Origin of the sequence: Saccharopolyspora erythraea, assembly GCF_018141105.1 — a bacterium.
Taxonomy (GTDB): domain Bacteria; phylum Actinomycetota; class Actinomycetes; order Mycobacteriales; family Pseudonocardiaceae; genus Saccharopolyspora_D; species Saccharopolyspora_D erythraea_A.
Window position 1 is genome coordinate 4,835,738 of the sequence record NZ_CP054839.1, and the last position, 20,829, is coordinate 4,856,566.

The 20,829-nt window shown below is 71.6% G+C and carries 18 protein-coding genes; 7 read left to right on the forward strand and 11 right to left on the reverse strand.

Annotation, left to right across the window (positions count from 1 at the left end; genetic code table 11):
• Positions 1–163 precede the first annotated feature (163 nt).
• The 6 genes from HUO13_RS21800 to HUO13_RS21825 all read right to left on the reverse strand — a co-directional run bounded on the left by HUO13_RS21800 (position 164) and on the right by HUO13_RS21825 (position 7,244).
• The gene (locus tag HUO13_RS21800; RefSeq protein ID WP_211896961.1) at positions 164–1,162 is read right to left on the reverse strand and encodes a TIGR03842 family LLM class F420-dependent oxidoreductase; all 999 of its coding nucleotides are present in this window, start codon (positions 1,160–1,162) and stop codon (positions 164–166) included.
• A gap of 15 nt (positions 1,163–1,177) precedes the next feature.
• Positions 1,178–2,584, reverse strand: coding sequence for a dihydropyrimidinase (hydA, locus tag HUO13_RS21805; RefSeq protein WP_211896962.1), 1,407 nt, complete (start codon positions 2,582–2,584; stop codon positions 1,178–1,180).
• 64 nt (positions 2,585–2,648) lie between these two features.
• Positions 2,649–3,956, reverse strand: coding sequence for an aspartate aminotransferase family protein (locus tag HUO13_RS21810; protein ID WP_211896963.1), 1,308 nt, complete (start codon positions 3,954–3,956; stop codon positions 2,649–2,651).
• A gap of 28 nt (positions 3,957–3,984) precedes the next feature.
• Positions 3,985–4,827: a nitrilase-related carbon-nitrogen hydrolase gene (locus HUO13_RS21815; protein ID WP_211896964.1), complete on the reverse strand. Its 843-nt coding sequence runs from the start codon at positions 4,825–4,827 to the stop codon at positions 3,985–3,987.
• Positions 4,828–5,345: 518 nt separating this feature from the next.
• A complete protein-coding gene (locus tag HUO13_RS21820) occupies positions 5,346–6,755 on the reverse strand; it encodes an NAD(P)/FAD-dependent oxidoreductase (protein WP_211896965.1) in 1,410 nt (469 codons plus the stop codon).
• 102 nt (positions 6,756–6,857) lie between these two features.
• Entirely contained in the window at positions 6,858–7,244 is a 387-nt protein-coding gene (locus HUO13_RS21825; RefSeq protein WP_211896966.1) for a DUF5313 family protein, read from the reverse strand.
• A 204-nt stretch (positions 7,245–7,448) separates the two neighbouring features.
• On the opposite strand from HUO13_RS21825, the gene HUO13_RS21830 reads away from it, so the two are divergent.
• The gene (locus HUO13_RS21830; RefSeq protein ID WP_211896967.1) at positions 7,449–8,768 is read left to right on the forward strand and encodes an MFS transporter; all 1,320 of its coding nucleotides are present in this window, start codon (positions 7,449–7,451) and stop codon (positions 8,766–8,768) included.
• 43 nt (positions 8,769–8,811) lie between these two features.
• Here the strand turns inward: HUO13_RS21830 and HUO13_RS38125 are convergent, their stop codons facing one another.
• Positions 8,812–8,946, reverse strand: a complete 135-nt coding sequence (locus tag HUO13_RS38125) for a hypothetical protein (protein WP_282974104.1) — start codon at positions 8,944–8,946, stop codon at positions 8,812–8,814.
• A gap of 306 nt (positions 8,947–9,252) precedes the next feature.
• Between HUO13_RS38125 and HUO13_RS21835 the strand changes: the two genes are divergently transcribed.
• On the forward strand, positions 9,253–10,578 hold the full coding sequence (locus tag HUO13_RS21835) for an NAD-binding protein (protein ID WP_211896968.1): 1,326 nt from the start codon (positions 9,253–9,255) through the stop codon (positions 10,576–10,578).
• 3 nt (positions 10,579–10,581) lie between these two features.
• Here HUO13_RS21835 and HUO13_RS21840 read toward each other — a convergent pair whose 3' ends face one another.
• Both HUO13_RS21840 and HUO13_RS21845 read right to left on the reverse strand, forming a co-directional pair.
• Complete coding sequence (locus tag HUO13_RS21840; RefSeq protein ID WP_211896969.1) at positions 10,582–13,083, reverse strand: ABC transporter permease; 2,502 nt, start codon at positions 13,081–13,083, stop codon at positions 10,582–10,584.
• The gene (locus tag HUO13_RS21845) at positions 13,083–13,826 is read right to left on the reverse strand and encodes an ABC transporter ATP-binding protein (RefSeq protein ID WP_211896970.1); all 744 of its coding nucleotides are present in this window, start codon (positions 13,824–13,826) and stop codon (positions 13,083–13,085) included. The genes HUO13_RS21840 and HUO13_RS21845 overlap by 1 nt, the downstream gene beginning before the upstream one ends.
• A gap of 132 nt (positions 13,827–13,958) precedes the next feature.
• On the opposite strand from HUO13_RS21845, the gene HUO13_RS21850 reads away from it, so the two are divergent.
• The 4 genes from HUO13_RS21850 to HUO13_RS37640 all read left to right on the forward strand — a co-directional run bounded on the left by HUO13_RS21850 (position 13,959) and on the right by HUO13_RS37640 (position 16,882).
• The gene (locus HUO13_RS21850; protein WP_249123933.1) at positions 13,959–15,158 is read left to right on the forward strand and encodes a sensor histidine kinase; all 1,200 of its coding nucleotides are present in this window, start codon (positions 13,959–13,961) and stop codon (positions 15,156–15,158) included.
• Positions 15,155–15,799: a response regulator transcription factor gene (locus HUO13_RS21855; protein ID WP_211896971.1), complete on the forward strand. Its 645-nt coding sequence runs from the start codon at positions 15,155–15,157 to the stop codon at positions 15,797–15,799. The genes HUO13_RS21850 and HUO13_RS21855 overlap by 4 nt, the downstream gene beginning before the upstream one ends.
• Positions 15,800–15,905: 106 nt before the next feature.
• Entirely contained in the window at positions 15,906–16,532 is a 627-nt protein-coding gene (locus tag HUO13_RS37635; protein ID WP_249123934.1) for a hypothetical protein, read from the forward strand.
• The gene (locus HUO13_RS37640; RefSeq protein WP_249123935.1) at positions 16,472–16,882 is read left to right on the forward strand and encodes a hypothetical protein; all 411 of its coding nucleotides are present in this window, start codon (positions 16,472–16,474) and stop codon (positions 16,880–16,882) included. The genes HUO13_RS37635 and HUO13_RS37640 overlap by 61 nt, the downstream gene beginning before the upstream one ends.
• A 53-nt stretch (positions 16,883–16,935) precedes the next feature.
• Here the strand turns inward: HUO13_RS37640 and HUO13_RS21865 are convergent, their stop codons facing one another.
• Together HUO13_RS21865 and HUO13_RS21870 are read right to left on the reverse strand one after the other, a co-directional pair.
• Positions 16,936–18,105 (reverse strand): fumarylacetoacetate hydrolase family protein, encoded by a 1,170-nt coding sequence (locus HUO13_RS21865; RefSeq protein ID WP_211896972.1) that lies wholly within the window; start codon positions 18,103–18,105, stop codon positions 16,936–16,938.
• Positions 18,106–18,193: 88 nt separating this feature from the next.
• Complete coding sequence (locus HUO13_RS21870) at positions 18,194–19,846, reverse strand: long-chain-fatty-acid--CoA ligase (protein WP_211896973.1); 1,653 nt, start codon at positions 19,844–19,846, stop codon at positions 18,194–18,196.
• A gap of 179 nt (positions 19,847–20,025) precedes the next feature.
• Here HUO13_RS21870 and HUO13_RS21875 point away from each other — a divergent pair, with 179 nt between their 5' ends.
• On the forward strand, positions 20,026–20,826 hold the full coding sequence (locus HUO13_RS21875) for an SDR family oxidoreductase (protein WP_211896974.1): 801 nt from the start codon (positions 20,026–20,028) through the stop codon (positions 20,824–20,826).
• Positions 20,827–20,829: the final 3 nt, after the last annotated feature.

The window sequence follows — 20,829 nt, forward strand, 5'->3', positions numbered from 1 at the left end:
TGATCGCACAGTAGAAGCACGGCTGAGCCGCGAGCAGCACCGTTGCGGTGAATTCTTCCTTGCGAATGGACCATTCCCGTTTTCCCACGGCGCGGAATTGGTCCATGCGGCGGTTCCCCCGTCCGGATCAGGTCCACGATGGACTGTCCAGCGGGTCTCGGGGTCACGTCATCGCGCTGATCACCGCGTCCCCGTAGGTCTCGATCGTCGCGTCCACCGAGTCGTGCATGGCGTAGATGGCGAACTGGTCGACGCCGGCCTCGCGGAGTTCGTGGAGCTTGTCGACGTGTGCTTCCTGCGGCCCGAGCAGGCAGAACCGGTCGACGATCTCGTCGGGGACGAAGTCGGTGCTCGGGTTGCCCGCGCGGCCGTGGTGGGAGTAGTCGTAGCCGTGGCGGCCCCTGATGTAGTCGGTGAGCGCGGTCGGCACGGCCTGGGCGGTGTCGCCGTAGCGCGCGACGATGTCGGCGACGTGGTTGCCGACCATGCCGCCGAACCAGCGGCACTGGTCGCGGGCGTGGTCGAGGTCGTCGGAGACGTAGGCGGGCGCGGCGACGCACACCGTGATCGAGTCGGGGTCCCGTCCGGCGTCACGCGCGGCCTCCCGGACGTGGTCGACCATCCACCGAGTGAGCACGGGATCGGCCAGTTGCAGGATGAAGCCGTCGGCCTTCCTGCCCACCAGTTCCAGCGCCTTCGGACCGTAGGCGCCCATCCAGACCGGAAGGCTGCCGTCTCGGATCCACGGCATCCGCACTGCCGTACCGGCGAGGTCGACCTCCCTCCCCTCGGCGAGCTCCTTGATCACGTGCATGGCCTGTTCCAGCCGGGCCAGCGTGTTCGGCCGTCCGCCGGTGACCCGCACGGCCGAGTCGCCCCGGCCGATGCCGCACACCGTCCGGTTGCCGAACATGTCGTTGAGGGTGGCGAAGGTCGAGGCGGTGACCGTCCAGTCCCTCGTGGACGGGTTGGTGACCATGGTCCCGACGAGCATCCGCTCGGTGGCCGACAGGATCTGGCTGTGGATGACGAAGGGCTCCTGCCACAGCACGCACGAGTCGAACGTCCAGCCGTGGGTGAAGCCGAGCCGTTCGGCCTTGCGCATGCGGTCCACCACGGACCAGGCCGGTGGATCTGTCTGCAGGACCAGTCCGAAGTCCATGGGTGCTCCGCTCGCTCAGATGAGGTACTGGCAGGTGCTGCGTTCCAGGAACCGCCCGTGTCCGGCGTGTCCCAGGTACTCCCCGGAATCCACGACCACCTCGCCCCGGGAGAGCACCGTGCGCACCTTGCCGGTGATGCGCTTGCCCTCGTAGGGGTTGTAGTCGACGTTCATGTGGTGGGTCTCGGCCGAGAGCACCTGCTCGGCGTGGGGGTCGTAGACGACGATGTCGGCGTCCGCACCGGGGGCGATGGTCCCCTTGCGCGGGTGCAGGCCGAACATCCGCGCCGGTGTGGTGCTGGCCAGCTCCACCCAGCGGCGGCGGCCGATGCGGCCCTCCACGACCGCCTGGTGCAGCAGGTCGATCCGGTTCTCCACCCCCGGCATGCCGTTGGGGATCTTCGAGAAGTCGCCCAGCCCCAGCTCCTTCTGCGAGGCGAAGCAGAACGGGCAGTGGTCGGTGGAGACCACCGACAGGTCGTTGGTGCGCAGCGCCCGCCACAGCGACTCCTGGTGCTCCTCGGGTCGCAGCGGTGTGGAGCAGACGTACTTGGCGCCTTCGAACTCCGGGCGCGCGAGCTCGTCGACGGTCAGGAACAGGTACTGCGGGCAGGTTTCGCCGAACACGTTCAGCCCGGCGTCGCGGGCCTGCGTCAGCTCGGCCACCGCCTCGGTGGCCGACACGTGCACGACGTACAGCGGAGCGCCCGCGACCCTGGAGAGCTGGATCGCGCGGTGGGTGGCCTCGGCCTCCAGCAACGGGTGGCGCACCTTGCCGTGGTACTTCGGGTCGGTGCGGCCGGACTCCAGCGCCTGCTGGACCAGCACGTCGATGGCGATGCCGTTCTCGGCGTGCATCATCGTCAGCGCGCCGTTGCCGGCCGCCTGCTGCATCGCGCGCAGGATCCTGCCGTCGTCGCTGTAGAAGACGCCCGGGTAGGCCATGAACATCTTGAAGCTGGTCACGCCCTCCCCGACCAGCGCGTCCATCTCCTTGAGCGACTGGTCGCCGACATCGGAGAGGATCATGTGGAAGCCGTAGTCGATCGCGCAGCGGCCGTCGGCCTTGGCGTGCCAGGTGTCCAGTCCCTCGCGCAGCGAGCGACCGACCGTCTGGATCGCGAAGTCGATGATCGTGGTCGTGCCGCCCCAGGCCGCGGCCCGCGTCCCGGTCTCGAAGGTGTCCGAGGCGAAGGTGCCGCCGAAGGGCATCTCCATGTGGGTGTGCCCGTCCACGCCGCCGGGGATGACGTAGTGGCCATCGGCGTCGACGACGTGGTCGGCCTCGGCCGCCCAGCGCTCGCCGAGACCGGTCCGCGCACCGGCGACGGCGGCGATCTGCTCGCCCTCGACCAGGACGTCGGCGGCCATCTCGTCGGACGCGGTGATCACCAGGCCACCGCGGATCACCGTTCTGGTCATGCCCGCCCGCCCTTCCCCGTCGTGGATCTCGCCCGTGCGCCGCCTCGGCGCTGCGCGGGCCCGCTCATGTGCGACCCGCTTTCTCCAGCACGTCGAGGAGGATTCGAGCGCCCTCGCGCGCCTCCTCCGCTGTCAGGCTCAGCGGTGGCGCGATGCGCAGCACGTTGCCGTGCATCCCGCCCTTGCCGACGAGCAGCCCCTGCCGCCTGGTCTCCTCCAGCGCCCAGGTGGCCAGCTCCGGCGCGGGCGCGCCGGAGCCCGGGTGGACCAGCTCGACGCCGATCATCAGCCCCTTCCCCCGGACGTCGCCCAGCGCGGGCAGCCGCCCCAGCGCGGCGTCGAGCTGCTCGCGCAGCACCGCACCGACCCGCCGGGCGTTGCCCTGCAGGTCGTGGGCGACGAGGTGGTCGAGGTTGGCCAGCGCTCCCGCCGCGGTCACAGGGCTGCCGCCGAAGGTGGAGATGGAGTTGGCCGCGACGCTGTTCATGATCTCGGCCCTGGCCACGACCCCGCCGAGGGACAGGCCGTTGCCGATGCCCTTGGCGAAGGTGACGATGTCGGGCCCGCCGCTTGCCGCGTGCGCCTGCCAGCCCCAGAAGTGCTCGCCGGTGCGGCCCCAGCCGGTCTGCACCTCGTCGCTGATCCACAGGATGCCGTGGCGGTCGAGGACCTCCTTGAACCGCGCGAACAACCCGTCGGGCGGGGTGGTGAAACCGCCGACTCCCTGGACCGGCTCGGCGATCAGACAGGCAACGTTGCCGTTGAGCTGTCCGAGCACGTCCTCCAGGTCGGCCACGCACGCGTCGGTGAACTCCTCGTCGGGCAGGGCCGCCATCGGCGTTCCCGGCCTGCGGCTGCCGTGCACGTAGGAGGTCTGCACCGGTGACAGGCTGGTCGGCGACCAGGACCGGTTGCCGGTGATGCCCAGCGCCGAGAACGACCGGCCGTGGTAGCTGTTGCGCAACGCGAGGACCTGGTTCGAGGCCCGGTATCCGGTGGCCAGCAGCAGCGCGGTGTCGTTGGCCTCGGTGCCGCTGGCGGTGAAGAACACCCGCGGTTCGTCGATGCCGGACAGCTCCGCGACCCGCTCGGCCAGCTCGATCATCGGCCGGTTCAGGTACAGCGTCGAGGAGTGCAGGATGCGCGCGGCCTGTTCGCTGACCGCGGCGGTCACCTCCGGCAGCGCGTGCGCGGTCATGGTGGTCAGGATCCCGCCGAAGAAGTCCAGGTAGCGGTTGCCCTCCGCGTCCCAGACGTGCCTGCCCTCGCCTCGTTCGAGGTCGATCGGCTCGTCATAGTACAGCGACAGCCAGTCCGGCAGCACCGCGCGGCGCCGCTTGACCAGGTCGGTGTGCACGCCGGTGCTGGCCATGCGTGGTTCCTTTCGAGGCCGGTGGCGGTCAGGGGGTGGTCAGCGGTCCGTAGGCGTCGGGCCTGCGGTCGCGGTAGAAGGCCCACTTCGTGCGGACCTCGTCGATCAGGTCGAGGTCGAGGTCGCGGACCACCAGCTCCTCGTCGGTGTCGCTGGCGACCTCGCCCACGAACCTCCCGTAGGGGTCGACGAAGTAGCTGCTGCCGTAGAAGTCGTTGTCGCCGTACTCCTCCACGCCCACGCGGTTGATGGCCGCGACGAAGTACTCGTTGGCCACCGCGGCGGCGGGCTGCTCGAGCTTCCACAGGTAGGCCGACAGGCCCCGGCTGGTCGCCGACGGGTTGTAGACGATCTGGGCGCCCGCTAGCCCCAGCGCGCGCCAGCCCTCCGGGAAGTGCCGGTCGTAGCAGATGTAGACGCCGACCTTGCCCACTGCGGTGTCGAACACCGGCCAGCCGAGGTTGCCGGGCCGGAAGTAGTACTTCTCCCAGAAGCCGGGCAGGTGCGGCAGGTGGTGCTTGCGGTACTTGCCCAGGTAGGTGCCGTCGGCGTCGATCACCGCCGCGCTGTTGTAGTAGAAGCCGGGCCCGTCGACCTCGAAGACCGGCACGACCACGACCATGCCCAGCTCCCGCGCGAGCTCCCGCATCCGCTGCGTGGTGGGGCCGTCGGGGATCTGCTCGGCCCACCGGTAGTGCTCGCTCTCCTGCACCTGGCAGAAGTACGGCGCGTTGAACACCTCCTGGAACCCGATGACCCGCGCGCCGTCGGCGGCCGCCGCCCTGGCGTGCTTCTCGTGCGCGTCGATCATCGAGCCGGTGTCACCGGTCCACTTCGCCTGGACCAGCGCGGCACGAACGAGATTGGACATCGGCTCGGCACCCCTTCGCCTCGTCGCCCGCCCGCTCGGACGTCCGCCGAGGGCGCGGTGCCGGGCGGTCGCCGCCCGCACCCCGAACATATGACCAGCGCCACACACGTGCAATGACCGCGCTGTCACTCACGGTGACATCGACCTCGGCGGCAGATCATCGGACGTGTCCCGGCGAGCGCAGATGCTGGAAGCGGCCGCGCCGACGACCGCCCGCAATTCGCCCGAGCGGGCGAATCGCCGGTGTGTCGGGCGAATACGCATTCCGGTCCGCCCGGGCGCGACAGGCGAGCCTGTTGCAATGCCCCTGGCGGGGCCAGGCGGGTTCCTTCCTCAAGCTGCTGGCGGCGGACCTCAACACCATCACTGAGGCTCGGTCGCCCGCGATCTCCACTGTGGAGCACGCGCGGATCACCGTGTCCAGCGGTGGCGCTCGACCGCATCCGTACGCCGCTGGCAGTCAGCCGCCCGAACGGCGAAGAACGCCGCCGAAGCGCGAGGTGGGGCCGCGTGGCGCTTCAGGACCCCAGCCCGATGCCCCGCCGGTCGAGGTGGCGCAGCCACCGGCCTCTTCGTCCGCCACGCGCGTCGGCCCTGGCCAGCGCCCGGCGCGTGTACTGCACCAGCGGCCACCGCAGGGGCTCCGGCGGGAATCGCACCGGTTTCTGCCGGACCATCGCCGGGCGCGTCAGCTCGGTCTCCTCGCCGCGCAGCAGGTCGAGCGCGACACCGGCGCCGAAGCGCGACGCCGCCAGCCCGAGGCCGGTGTAGCCGACCGCGTAGGCGACCCTGCCGGAGCAGCGGGTTCCGAACACCGGGGTGAACCGTGCGGTGGAGTCGATCGGCCCGCCCCAGCGGTGCGTGAAACCGATCCCCTCGAGCTGCGGGAACGTGCCGAAGAAGTCCGTCGCGAGCGCTTCGTGCGGGCCGGGCCGCCGGGCCTGCCGGGCCCCGGTCCGTCCGCCGAAGTAGTAGTGCGCCTCGGAACCGCCCCACAGGATCCGCCCGTCCGGGGTGGGCCGGTAGTAGTGGAAGTTGTTGTGGCTGTCGGTGATGCCCTGGCCGTCGCGCCAGCCGACCGAGCGCCACTGCTCGTCGGTGAGCGGTTCGGTCACCAGCACGTAGTCCCAGACCGGCAGGACGTGGCGCCGGATCCCGCGCAGCGGCGGCGGGAACGCGTTGGTGGCGACGACGGCACCCGCCGCTCGCACCGTCCCGTGTGGAGTGACGACGTCCACCGCGCTGCCGCGAGAGCGCAGCGCGCGAACCGGGGTGTCCTCGTGCACCACGACACCCAGTCGGCGGGCGGAGCGGGCCAACCCCCAGGTCAGGCGGGCGGGATCGACCAGACCTCCGGCGCCGGGCACCCGCAGGCCCGCCCGGTAGGCCGGGGACGCGATGTCGGCACGCACACCGCCCGCACCCTGGAAGACCGCCTCGAAGCCGTGCTCGCGGTAGAGCGAGAGCTCGTCGCTGAGCTCGCCGACCTGGTGCGGTTCGGTCGCGACGCTGGTCTTGCCGCACATGCGCAGGTCGGCGTCGATGCCCTCCGCCGCGACGAACTCCTCGACGGCGGCGAGGTTCCGCCTTCCGAGCTCGACCAGGGTCCTGATCTCCTCCGGCCACAGCCAGGCGCCGTGGGCGAGACCGTGGGTCAGCGACTCGGAGACGAAACCACCGCTGCGGGCGCTGCCGCCACTGCCGATCCGGTGCTTCTCCAGCAGCACCACCTCGCACCCGGGATCGCGCAGCTTGGCCAGCACCGCCGTCCACAGCCCGGTGAGCCCGCCGCCGACGACGGCCAGGTCAGCCGCCGACGAGCAGGTCAGCGGTTCGTCCGGCGCGGGCGGTTCGGTGCGGGAGGTCCAGTAGACGTTGGGCTCGGCATCGGCGAGCGCACGACGTGCCCGCGCGTCGGCACGGCCCATCGGCAAGCGCCCTCCAGGTCGATCAACTCGGTACGGCGAGCCTAGCGGGCGACGGCGCGTCCGGACGAACGGGATGACGGGCGTCGGAGACCGGCCACCTGCTCACTCCCACCACGGCTGGTATCCGACGCCGTGGCGCTCGGCCCGGCGCACGTCCCGGTTCAGCGTCCGGGTCTGCCGGCCGATGCCCGGCGGGTAGCCGTGCTTGATCACCCGGTGCTCGGCCATCTCCACGGCGAAGCACAGCGAGTAGAACAGCCCGACCATCAGCCCCAGCGCGATCGAGCTGAGCCGGATCCACAGCGGACCGGGGAGCAGCAGCACGAGCGCGCAGAACGGCAGCAGCTGGGTGAGCGCGCGGGCGACGTGGCGCAGCAGCCACGTCCGGCAGGTGACGTCGTGCAGCACCCACTCGGCATACCGGTCGGGCAGCCGGCCGCCGAACGCGTACCAGACCCACTGCGCGGGATTGGGTCGGCGGCTCGCCATCCCTCCAGGCTAGTCGCCGCGAACCTGGTTGAGACCGCCCGTTCGGGCCTCGCCATCACATCGCGGGGCGTCGGCCGGTCCTCTCCGCGGGCGTGGCCATTGACACGCCTGTAACCCGTCCTTACATTCCCTACATTCGCGATATGAACAAGTGTGCGCAATGCGAACACAAGTGATCGGGTCCTCGGCTACCCAGGAGCGGACATGGCAGTACAGGCCCAGAACGGCAGCACGAACCACCCGGCGGTCCGGAAACGACGCGTCAGGATCCGCTACGTGGTACTCGCGGTCCTGTTCGTCAGCACGGCGATCAACTACCTGGACCGGACCAACCTGTCGGTCGCGGCACCGCACATCCAGCACGACCTGGGACTCAGCGCCACGGAGCTGGGCGTGATCCTCTCGGCGTTCTCGTGGGGCTACGCGTTCCTGCAGATCCCCGGCGGCTGGCTGCTGGACCGGATCGGGCCGCGGCTGGCCTTCGGCTGGGCCCTGGTGCTGTGGTCGCTCGCGACGGTGGCGACCGCGCTGGCCCGCGGGTTCGGTTCGCTGTTCGCGCTCCGCGCGAGCCTGGGCGTCCTGGAGGCCCCCGCCTTCCCGGCCAACGGACGCCTCGCCGCGTCCTGGTTCCCCAGCTCCGAGCGCGGTCGCGCCACGGCGATCTACACCGCGGGCGAGTACGTCGGGCTGGCGCTGGCCGTGCCGGTGCTGTCGATGCTGGTCGTGGCGTTCGGCTGGCAGTCGGTCTTCGTGGTCACCGGCGTGGCGGGCCTGGTCTGGGCCGTGGTGTGGTTCCGCCAGATCCGCAACACCCCGCAGGAGGACCCGAGGGTCGACGAAGCCGAACTGGCCCACATCGAGGAGCGGCACCTGGGCCGGGCCAACGTGGTGCCGAGCTCGGCCAAGCTCAACTGGGGCGACCTGCGCTACCTGCTGAGCAAGAAGCGGCTGTGGGGCATCTACCTGGGCCAGTTCGCGATCAACAGCGCGATGTTCTTCTTCCTGACCTGGTTCCCCAGCTACCTCACCCAGTCGCGGGGGCTCGAGCTGATGGAGGCCGGCTTCTACGCCTCGATCCCCTACCTGGCGGCGCTGGCCGGCGTGCTGCTCGGCGGCTGGTGGTCGGACTCGATGCTGCGCCGCGGCGTCTCGGTCAACGTCGCGCGCAAGACGCCGATCATCACCGGGCTGTTCCTGGCGACGGTGATCGTCGCGGCCAACTACGTCGACGACGTCGGGCTGATCGTGGCGATCATGTCCGTGGCGTTCTTCGCCCAGGGCATGGCCGCCATCTCCTGGCTGCTGCCGCCGGAGATCGCACCGTCGCGGATGGTGGGCCTCACCGGCGGGGTGTTCAACTTCGTCGGCAACCTCGGCGGCGCGAGCACCCCGATCGTCATCGGCGTGATCGTCGACGCGACCGGGTCGTTCGCGGGCGGGCTGGTGTTCATGAGCTGCGTCGCGCTGATGGGCGCGCTCAGCTACGTCTTCCTGGTGGACAAGGTGGAGCGTCTGGAGAGCTGAGCGGGCGGAGTGGACACGCCGCAGTGCGGCGTGTCCACTTTGCTCAGTGCGAGCGGGCGCGCCGGACCAGGCCGGTCAGCGACGCCTTGAACTCGGTGGCACCGGCCTCGACCAGGTCGGTGAACATGATGGCACCCATGATCAGCACGAAGAACAGAGCAACGACAACGACGAACACGATCTTCTCACCCCTTCACCCCCTTGATCGCGCGTTACCGGAAAGCCGTTACAACACAACAGGAAAGTGAGCCGCGTCTCGTCACCGCGCGGCGGCGGCCGCGGCGGGCGCCGATCAGCTTGGCGGATCGCCCAACCGGGAGCGGCCAACGGTAGCGGTTCGCACAATGCGGCCCGCCCTGAGCGCTGCCTAGGGTCATCGCAACGCCGACCGACCCAGGAGGACATCGCCCATGGCCGCCGAGTCCCCGGACCGCCACCGCCGCGGGCGCGCCGCCTCCGCCCGGCCGACCGGCGGGGTCGCCTGATGCGCCTGCTGCTGATCGGTGAGGACGACCTCGCCGACTCCGTCGCCGAGCACGCCGTCCGCTGGGGCGCGGAGCTGAGCCGGCTCGGCTCGCCCGCCGCCGCGGACCTCGCCGCCGCGCTCGCAGGCGAGGTCGACGTCGTGGTGATCGTGTCGCGCGACGACATCCGCGTGCTGCGCTACGCGCTGATGGTCGAGCACGCCAGGCCCGGCGTCGCCCTGCTGGTCACCCTCTTCGACCGGACCGTGGCGGGCGAGGTCGTCCGGTCGGTGCCCAACTGCAAGGTGATCGGGATGACCGAGGCGCTGGTGCCCGCCCTGCTCGGCCCGTGCATCGCCGACGAGCTCGTCAGCCTCACCTCGACCGCGTCCGGCCGCTACGTCGGCGTGGCGCGCACGCCGGCGGGCCTGTCCGCGGCGCCGCTGAGCAAGCACGAGATCGACGGCAGGCGCCCAGTGCGCAACTGGGTCCACGCCCAGCTCCGGCCGCTGGAGGGCACGACCCGGTCCCTGCTCGCCGGCCTGGCGGGCCTGCTGCTGGTGTTCCTGCTCGACACCGTGCTCGGCGTGCTTGTGCTGCACGAGCCGGCGGTGACCGCCGCGTGGAACGCGGCCAAGACTCTGACGACGGTCTCGGCCAGCCAAGCCGCCCAGCACGCCCCCGCCTGGTACCACGCGCTGTCGACGCTGACCCTGCTGTGCGTGCTGGGCTTCTCGGCGCTGTTCACCGCGGGCCTGGTCGACCGGATGACCTCGGGGCGCTTCACCGGCATCGTCGGCGCCCGCGCCGTTCCGCGCCGCGGCCACGTCATCGTCGTCGGGCTCGGCCAGGTGGGCACCCGGCTGTGCATGGAGCTCCAGCGGCTGGGCATCGGCGTGGTGGCGGTGGAGCGCGACCGGTCGGCGCCGTGCGTGCCGCTGGCCAGATCTTTCGACATCCCGGTCATGTTCGGGCGGGGCGGCGACCGCTTCCTGCTGCGCAGGCTGTCCTTGCGCCGCGCCCGGGCGATCGTGGCGGTGTCCTCGGACGTGCTGGAGAACATCGCCGTGGCGGTGGCGGCCCGCGCGGTCGCCCCCGACCAGCGGATCGTGCTGCGCGCCGGGGGCGACGACGACGTCACCTCCGAGTCGCAGTCGCTGTTCCGCATCGGCACCGCTTGCGACGTGAACCTGATCGGCGGGTCGTTCATCGCCGCCACCGCGCTGGGGCTCGCGCCCCTGACCACCTTCACCTCGGGCCACGACGTCCACGCGCTGCTGGCCGACGGCACGGTGGTCGACACCCGCGAGTGGGCCCGCCCCGGCGTGCCCGCGCACGCGCACTGATCCTCACTCGATGGCGATCGCGGCGAGCACGCTGGTCCCGGCCGCCCGTCGGGCCGGCCAGACCGCCGCGAGCACGCCGACCGCGACCATCCCGGCCAGCGACAGCGCGATCGGCGTCCACGGGACCGTGAACGGCCACAGCGGCTGCCCGAGCATCACGTGCTGCATCACCGCGCCGACGCCGAGTCCGGAGGCGATCCCGAGCACGCCGCCGAACGCCGTGATGACCAGGCTTTCGAGCAGGACCGACCTTCGGACCACCGCACGGCCCGCACCCACCGCGCGCAGCATCCCGATCTCCCTCGTGCGTTCCACCACCGACAGCGCCAGTGTGTTGACCACGCCGGAGGCGGCGATCACGATGGCCAGCCCGAACATCGCGAACATGACGAGGAATCCGGCGTCCTGCTTCGCCACGCCGTCGGCGACGAGCGCCTCCCGGTCGAGGACCTCGACGTCGGGACGGTCGCGGAAGTGGGCTTCGAGCGCGCCGCGGGCCGCTTCCGGATCCGGACCGGTGGCGTACGCCGCGGCGACCCGCTCGCGCATGCCGGGTGGCGCGAGCGCGGCGTCGAAGAAGATGCTGGCCTGCAACTCCGTCGCCTCGTAGATCCCCGCCACGCGGGTGCGCAGCTCCCACCGGGGACCCATCGCCAGGGAGAACTCCTCCCCCGTGGTCAGCCCGAGCATGTCTGCCTGGTTGCGCGAGACGAGCACACCGCCACGCAGGTCCGCGGCACCGCCGGTCATCCGCAGCGGCAGGACCTCGCGCAGGTGCGCCGGGTCGACCGCCGAGACCACGCGCCTGGTGCTGCCACCCTCGTAGCGCACCTCCGCGAGGGCCTTGTGCTCGGCGAGCACGGTGCGGACGCCTGGCAGCCGCGCTGCGTCGGCGACGTCGGCGGCCGCCAGCGTCGTGTCCGCGGTCGGTTGCAGCGAACTTCCCGCCGCCGCCCGCAGCACGGTCGTCGTCGGTGCCACGTTGACCCGGAACGTGGAGCCGATCAGCGTCGCGAACGTCGCGCTGACGGTGGCGAACGCGCACACCAGCGTCAGCCCGATCATCAGCGCGGTCGCGGTCCCGGCGGTGCGCCGGGGATCGCGCACCGCACCCCGCACGGCCAGTCGCAGAGCCGGGCCGCCGAACCGGTCGGCGATCCCGCGCAACGGCCGCAACACGGCGCCGCTGAGCGCAGGCGCCACCAGCACCACACCGAGCACTCCCACCGCCGCTCCGCCGAGGGCGACCAGGCGGGGGAACGTGTCGGAGCTGGGGTCGGCCGTGGCGAGCACGGCGATCCCTCCGCAGCCGAACGCGATCAGCCCGAGTCCGGTTCGCACACGCAGTTGCGCGGTGGGCACGACCGGGTCCGCGCGCAGCGCCGCCATCGGCGGGACCGCCGCCGCCCGGCGCGCCGATCCGTGTGCCGCGAGCACCGTCACGACGACACCGGCGAGGTAGCCGAGCAGGATTCCCAGCGGCGAGACCTCGAACGCCAGGTCCTCACCCGGGCGCAGCACGAGGATCAGCAGCGGGGCGAGTGCGGTGCCGAGCACCGCTCCTGCCGTCGCACCCACCAGCCCCAGCACCGCCGCCTCGGCGACGCCGCTGCGCAGGACCTGCCTGCGCCGGGCACCGATCGCCCGCAGCAGCGCGACCTGCCTGGTCCGCTGCGCGACCAGCATCGAGAAGGTGTTGGCGATGACGAACATGCCGACCAGAAGCGCGACCCCGGCGAACGGCATCAGGGTGAGGCGCAACGACCACACGTCCGACGCCGCCTCGCGGACGGCCGCGTCGGACAGTTCCGCGCCCGTCACCGCCCGGTACCTGCCGGGGTCCAGCGCTCGCACCGACTCCGCAATGGCCTCCGGTGAAGCGCCCACCAGTTCGACGCGGTCGAGCCGGTCGCCGAACAGCCGCGTCGCCGTCGTGCGGTCGTAGGCGAGCACCGGGGTGGTCTCGGAGTCCGGTGACTCCGAGGACCGGGGGCCGAGGGTCCGGTAGTCGAACACACCGACCACCGCCGATGTCTCGGACTTCCCCGAGAGCAGCACTCGCACGCGGTCGCCGATCCGCAGTCCCGCTGACTCGGCCTGCTCCCGCGCGACGGCGACCTCGCCGCCGGTCGCGGGCGCACGCCCGGCGAGGAGGCTGAACCGCCCGGTGTCGTCCCACCCGGTGCCGGCCCGTTGCACCGGTCCCGGCACGAGCTTTCCGTCGCGCCCGATCAGACCGGCGCTTCCGGCCGGCACTCCGGCGGCACCGGCGACGCCCTCGACACCCCTCAGGCGGTCGAGGTCGTCGGTGGTCAGCGGTTTGCCGTCACCCCGCACCACGACTCCGGCGTCGGATCGGGCCGCACCACCGACCAGGTTCGTGGCTATGGAGCCCGACATGGTCCAGCTCCCGACCACGGCAGCGGTCCCGAGCGCGATGGCCACCAGCGCCATCGCGACCCGGCCGCGGTGGGCGCGCAGGTCGCGCAGCATCGCCCGGAGCATCAGGCCCCCACCCCTTCCAGCGACTTCAGCCGGTCGAGCACGCCTTCTGCGGTGGGCGAGGCCATCTCGTCGACGATGCGCCCGTCGGCGAGCAACAGCACCCGGTCGGCCTGCGCCGCCGCGGCGGGATCGTGGGTGACCACGACGACCGTGCGGCCCAGCTCGTCGACACCGCGTCGCAGCAAGGAAAGGAGCTCTGCCGAGGAGCGGGAGTCCAGCGAGCCGGTCGGCTCGTCGGCGAACACCACGTCCGGTCTGGTCACCAGGGCCCGCGCGCATGCGACCCGCTGTTGCTGCCCGCCGGAGAGCTGGCTCGGACGGTGGTGCAGGCGCTCCCGCAGTCCGACCGCGTCGATGATCGCCTCGACAGCCGCGCGGTCGGGGGCGCGCCCGGCGAGCTCCAGCGGCAGCACGATGTTCTCCCAGGCGGTCAGGGTCGGGATCAGGTTGAACGCCTGGAAGACGAACCCGACCCGGTCGCGGCGAAGCGTGGTCAGCTCGTCGTCGGACAACGCGCTCACCTCGGTCGTGCCGATCCAGGCCTGCCCATCGGAAGGGCGGTCGAGTCCGGCGGCGCAGTGCATGAGCGTGGACTTGCCGGACCCGGACGGGCCCATGATGGCGGTGAACCGCTGCTGCTCGAAGTCGACGTCGACGTGGTCGAGCGCGACCACCCTCGCGTCGTCGTCTCCGTACGTCTTGGTCAGCCCACGCGTCCGCACGGCGGGCATCTGCTGTGTCATGGCCGCAAGCATCGGGTTCCGGACAACGGTGGCACGTCGGCCGGACGACGGCGGGATCCGTCACTTTAGTAGCGGTCGGCCGTCGACTCCCGGTGGAAGATCCCTCCCGCGCCGGGCGGCTAGGCTCGCCCGGTGACGCGTGGGGAGCCGTTGGTGGTCGTGCAGTGGCCGTGGCTTCGCGACGCCGGACGCTGGGCGGTGGCCTGTGCGGTCTTGTGTCTCACCTTCCTCACCCTCGTCTCGCCGGTCTCGCCCACGACGACCGCGCTCCTCAACGCCTCGCCGGTTTCCGAGTTCGCCGTGACCGCCACCATCGCTGTGCTCTCCGCCGCCGGGGTTCTGCTGGCGCCGCGCTGGCACTGGCCCCTGTTCGCGGTCGCCTTCGCGGCCGTGGTCGTGCAGTCGACCTCCGCCGCGCTGGCCGTCGCCTCGTACTACGCCGCAACGACGATCCGGCGACCGGTCGGCCTGGCCGGTTACGCGACCGCCGCGGCTGCCGCCGTGGTCGTCCCGGTCGCGGTCCGCTCGCTGATCGCGGTACCGGGCGGGGACGGGGACGCGGTCACCAGTGCGCTCGGCGGTGTGGTGCTCGTGGTGGTGCTGCCGGTGGTGCTCGGCCTGTGGACCAACGCCCGCAAGCAGGTCCTCGCGGGACTGGAGGAGCGCGCCGAACAGCTCGAACGGGAGCAGGCCGCACGCGCCGAGCAAACCAGGGCGAAGGAGCGGGCCCGCATCGCGCGGGAGATGCACGACGTCGTCGCGCACCGTGTGTCGCTGATCGTGCTGCATGCCGGGGCGATCGAGGTCAACACAGCCGAGGAAGGCACCGCCGCCGAAGCCGGGTTCATCCGTGAAACCGGACGCGAAGCACTCTCCCAACTGCGGGGAGTGCTGGGGGTCCTGCGCTCCCCCGGCGCGGATGCCGCCCTCGAACCGCAGCCCTCCCTGGCCGACCTGGACCGGCTCCTCGACAAGTCGAGAGCCGCCGGGATCCCGGTGGTGCGCCGGGACGAAGGCGACACCACCGCGCTGCCCGCGATGGTCGAGCACACCGCCTACCGCGTGGTGCAGGAAGCGCTGACCAACGTCCACAAGCACGCCGGCGAGGTGCGCACCGACGTCGTGCTGCGCCACGGGGCGTCCACTCTGGAGGTGACCGTGCACAACGCCGGACCGGCCCGCCGCACCGTGTCGCTGCCCAGCAGCGGGCTCGGCCTGGTCGGGTTGCGCGAACGGGTCGGGCTGCTCGGCGGCCGGTTCCACGCGGGCACCGGACTCGACGGCGGTTTCACCGTGACCGCGGTGCTCCCGCTGTGGGAGGAGCAGCTGTGATCCGGGTGCTCATCGCCGACGACGAGGTGCTGGTGCGCACCGGCCTTCGGATGATCCTCGAACCCGCCGAGGGCATCGAGGTGGTGGCCGAGGCCGCCGACGGACGCGACGCGCTCGACGCGGTGGCGCGGCACCGTGTCGACGTGGTGCTGATGGACGTCCGGATGCCCGGTGTGGACGGCCTTTCGGCCGCGGGCGAGCTCGCGCGCCGCGCCGACGCCCCCAAGGTGGTCATGCTCACCACCTTCGACCTCGACGAGTACGTGCACAGCGCGCTGCGCGCGGGCGCGGTCGGCTTCCTGCTCAAGGACACGCCGCCCCGCGACCTGGTCGCCGCGATCCGCACCGTCGCGGCGGGCAGCGCGATGCTGGCTCCCACCGTCACCAAGCGTTTGATCAGCAGGTTCGCCGGTATGGGGCCATCGAGGGCGCAAGCCGCCCTGGCGAGGCTGGCGGCCCTGACCGATCGGGAGAGCGCGGTGGTCCAGGCCGTCGCACGCGGTCTTTCCAACGCCGAGATCGGCCGCGAGCTGGTGATGAGCGAAGCCACGGTCAAGGCACACGTCAGCCGGTCGCTGACCAAGCTGGGGGTGACCAACCGGGTGCAGGTCGCACTGCTGGTCCGCGACTCGCAGGACTAGGACCGGACGCACTCGCACGTTCCTGGTGTCGCGATTGCCCGGAATCGCGATCTGGCCTGATCACGGATTGCTACGATCTGTGCCCGGCTGGTCACCTGGAGAGGTCATGGGCAGGCGCGAGCGCAGAGTTCGGGTGGCGGGGGCCGGTCGGCGGACGCCGCCGCGGAACCACGGCAAGTGGTGGGCGATCGGCGGAACGGTCGCCACCGTGGTCGTGATACCGCTGGTGATCGCGCTTGTGAGTGCGCAGTACGGCGCGTGGGTGACCTCGGAGCAGGCTCCGGCGCAGGAAGTCCGCGCGCAGGAATCCGTCAAGCGGTACGAGGACGCCCAGCTGGAGACCGAACCACCGGTGGTGGCGCGCGTCGAGCAGCTGTGGGACGTCAACGGCGACGGGTGGAACTGGGTGTTCGAGAAGGCCCTGTCCCCCGCCGACATCGCCGAGGCCGGACGCATCTCGGCGCGGTTGGAGAGCGCCGACCTCGGTAATGGCCCCACCAGCCAGGAGGAGACCGCCGCCGAGCAGATGGCCGCGCTGGGTGGTCAGCGCTTCCTCTCCGCGTGCCTTCCGGCCTGCGGCAGCGCGACCAGGTACAAGGTGGTGCTGACCGGGCATCGCCGCGAAACCGTGCCGTGGTCGCGATGCGGGCCCGTGTGCTGGAACGGCTGCCCGTGCCCGACGGCACCATGCTCTACGGCGGCACCCAGGGCGGTGAAGAGCTGGAGCGCGTGATGGTCGACCTCGACGCCGACGGCGCCGTGCGCACCTTCTACGAGGAGACCCAGACGAGCACGCCATACCTGCACACCCACAACCTCACCCTGGCGAAGGACGAGCAGGAAGGCTTCGAGCTGACCGCTCTCACCAGCGAATGCCGGTGCAAGTGGGAACTCGTGGTCACCACCGAGTACCGGGGCCAGCGCGGAGACGTCGTGGTCCGCAGCGACGGCACGGCGAACGGCGCACCGTTCGAGACGGTGAGCGCCGATGCGCCGCGGTTCGGCGCGATCGTCGACGGCGAGCAGCGCGGCGGCGAGTTCTCCTACGACTACATGGGGAACTGGTTGCCCATGGGCGGCTGACCGCGTTCAGCCCGGTTGTGTGCCTGGCCGCCCACCGCCGACGGAATCGCCGGTCAGCCGAGCAGTCCACGCGCGGCCAGGTTCGTCATCAGCGAGCCGATGCCGAACGTCCACTCCGGACACTTCTCGGCGTGGTTCACCCGGTTGGCCAGCGTGCCCAGGCGGGGCGAGGAGATCCGCACGACGTCGCCGAGGTGGTGGGTGAAGCCCCCGCCCTCGGCGTCGCGGTCCTCGGTCGGCGCGAACAGCGTGCCGGTGTAGAGCATGATGCCGTCCGGGTACTGGTGGTGGCGCCCGATCGTCGCGGCGACCAGCTCGAGCACGTCGCGGCTGATCTCGCGCATCGAGCTCAGCGCGTCCAGCACGAACCCGTCCTCGCCGACGACCTCCAGGCGCACGTCGGTGCGGCGCACCTCGTCGAGGCCGAAGCTGTCGTCGAACAGCCGCAGGAACGGCCCCATCGCGGCGGAGGCGTTGTTGTCCTTGGCCTTGGGCAGCAGCAGCGCGCTGCGGCCCTCGACGTCGCGCAGGTTCACGTCGTTGCCCAGCGTCGCCCCGGTGATCCGCCCGTCGGAGCGGACCGCTAGCACCAGCTCGGGTTCGGGGTTGTTCCACCGCGAGTCCTCGGCCACCCCGACCTCGGCGCCGGTCCCGACCGCGGCCAGCACCGGTGCCTTGGTGAAGACCTCCGGGTCCGGCCCGAGCCCGACCTCGAGGTACTGCGACCAAAGGCCGTCGCGGACCATCCACTCCTTCACCGCCGCCGCTTCGGGCGAGCCCGGGTCGACCACGGCCAGCGTGCCGCCGATCGCGGCCTCGACCTGCGCCCGGATCAGCGCGGACCGCTCGGGGTCGCCCGCCGCGCGCTCCTCGATGACCCGCTCCAGCATGCTGCGCACGAAGGTCACCCCGGCCGCCTTGATCACCTGCAGGTCGGCGGGTGCGAGCAGGTGCGGGCCCCTGCGGTCGCCGAGGGTGTTGTCCAGGACCTCGGCCAGCGGCCAGCTCTTGCGCGCCTGGGCGGTGCGCGCCAGCTTCGCCGGGTCTTCGGACTCCAGCAGCCGCGACAGGGTCGGCGCGGCACCGGAGATGTCGAGCAGCTCGTCACCGGCGACCACGACGACGCTCGGCCCCTGCTCCTCGGGATCGTGCACCCGCCCCACCAGCAGGGCGGTCCGCCAGTCGGCGGGAAGGACGTCGAACGGGCTGTTGACCAGGGACACCGCTCACCTCGCAGAGATCCGGCCGTAGGCGGTCCGACTAATCTCTACCACGCCGGGCGGCGGGTCGAACAGTTTCCGGGATGCCGGTTCAGCGCCCACGCAGGTGCCTGCGCAGCAGCTTGCCGGTCGCCGTCTTGGGCAGCTCCTCCAGGACCTCGACCTGGCGCGGGTACTTGTAGGCGGCCATCCGGCGCCTGCAGAAGTCCACGAGTTCCTCCGGGCTCGCCGTCAGCCCCGGCCGCAGGCTGACGAAGCCCTTGACCATCTCGCCCCGGTACTCGTCGGGAACGCCGACCACGGCCGCCTCCCGCACCGCCTCGTGCTCGTAGAGCACGTCCTCGACCTCGCGCGGCCAGACCTTGTAGCCGCCGGTGTTGATCTGGTCCTTCTTGCGGTCCACCAGGTAGAACCAGCCGTCCTGGTCCATGTACCCGACATCGCCGGTGTGCAGCCAGCCGCCGGGCAGGGCGCCCGCGGTCTCCTCCGGCTTGTTCCAGTAGCCCGCGACGACCTGCGGCCCGCGCAGCACGACCTCACCGATCCGCCCCGCGGGCAGGTCGGCGCCGTCGTCGTCGACGATCCGGGCGACGGTGCTGTACATCGGCACCCCGATCGAGAGCGCGCCCGACTCGGGGTCGACCGGTGCCTCGCCGTGCAGCGGAACGGCGTGCGTGGGCGCGGTCGTCTCGGTGAGCCCGTAGATGTTGTGGATGTAGTGCCCGAAGCGCTCCTGGAACGCCCGCGTGGTGCTCGGCGGGATCGGCGCCCCGCCGGAGTAGACCCGGGTGAGCGAGCTCAGGTCCGCGCTCGTCGCCTCGGGCGCGTTCATCAGGGCGATGAAGACGGTGATGGAGCCGATGGTGAAGGTCGGCCGGTGCTCCCGGATGAGGTCGGCGGCCGCGTTCGGCTCGAAGCGGCAGAACAGCACCAGCGGCGCGGTGGTCAGCAACGCCAGTGCCGCGTGCGCGACCAACCCGGTGATGTGGAACAGCGGCGCCACGCCGAAGATCACGTCAGAGCCGCCGATGCCGACCCAGTCCCGCACGGCGCGGGCGTTGAACACGAGGTTGCGGTGGGTGTTCATCGCGCCCTTCGGCGGCCCGGTGGTGCCGGATGTGTAGCTCAGCACCGCCACGTCGTCGGGGCGGAGCTCGACCGCCGGCGGACGCCGTCCCCGGAACCCCTCGATGAGGGCGGACATGTCCTCCGCCCCCTCGCAGCGGACGCGCCGCACGTCCCCGAGGACCCGTCGGTCGTCGCGGGACTGGTGCTCCAGCTCCGAGGTCGTGATCGCCAGCACCACGTCGGTCTCGCCGAGGACCGGGCTGACGACCGGGCCGTGCAGCGATTCCAGGCAGACCAGCGCCCGCGCGCCGGAATCGCGCAGCAGCAGGGAAAGCTCGCGCTGCTTGTTCATCGGGTTGACCGCGACCGCGACGCAGCCGGCCTTCCAGGTGCCCAGCAGCGCGACGAGGAACTGCGGGACGTTCTGCAGGAACAGCGCCACCCGGTCGCCCGGCCGGATGCCCCGGTCCAGCAGGCCGCAGGCGAATGCATCCGACAGCTCGTCCAGTTCGGACCTGGAGACCACTCCGTCGAAGTACTTCACCGCCGGCCGGTCCGGCGCCGCTCGCACCGAGGCGGCGAACATCTCCAGCGCGTTGGCGAACTCGGGCTCGATGTCGTGCGGCTGCCCCGCGTCGTATCGGGCCAGCCATGGGCGCTCGTCGTAGACGCTCATCCGCTCTCCGTCGCTCTGCGGGGCCTCGGCGGCCCACGGCCCGGATGCGAACCCACACTAGTGAGCAAAGTTGCGAAGTCAACCATTCGGCTGACCGCGAGCGGTCCGCAACCGAGTCGCCACCCCCAGGGCTCAATGGGACAGTGAGGACAAATCGCCGAACCGGCTTCGGGGGTGCCATGGAGACCGTCGCAGTCACCGGAGGCACGGGACATCTGGGGCGCGAGCTCATCGCGCTGCTCACGCCGAAGTACCGGGTGCGGGTGCTGACCCGCCGGCCGGGCGCCGACGACGACGTGCAGTGGGTGCAGGGCGACCTGGCCACCGGCGAGGGAATCACCGAACTGGTCACCGGCGCGCAGATCGTGCTGCACGCGGCGACCATGTCGCCCGCGGCGCAGCGGGGTTACCTGCTGCCAGCGGACTTCTGGCGCAGTCCGCCCGACGTCGACGTCGACGGCACGGCCCGGTTGCTGGAGGAGGCCACCGATGCCGGGGTCGGGCACTTCGCCTACGTCTCGATCGTCGGCGTGGACCGTCCGGTCGGGCCCTACCTGCGGCTCAAGCACACCGCCGAGGAACTGGTCAGCGTCGCCGACCTGCCGTGGTCGATCATGCGCTCCACCCAGTTCCACTGGCTGCTCGACCGGATGCTGGGCAAGGCGACCCGGCTGCCGGTGCTGCCGCTGCCGACCTCGCTGCCGACGCAGCCGGTCGACGCCCGCGACTTCGCCGAGTACGTCGTCGAATGCCTCGCCGACGGCCCGGGCGGGCACCGCACCGACTTCGGCGGCCCCGAGGTGCTGACCTTCGCCGAGGTCGTCGAGCAGTGGCAGCACGCCCGGCACCGCTCCCGGAAGGTGGTCACCGTGCCTGCTCCCCGGCGGCTGACCCGGATCGCCACCCACATCACCTGCCCGGACGGGCGCCGGGGCAAGACCACCTGGGCGGAATGGCTGCGGACCCACCCCGCCGAGTGACCA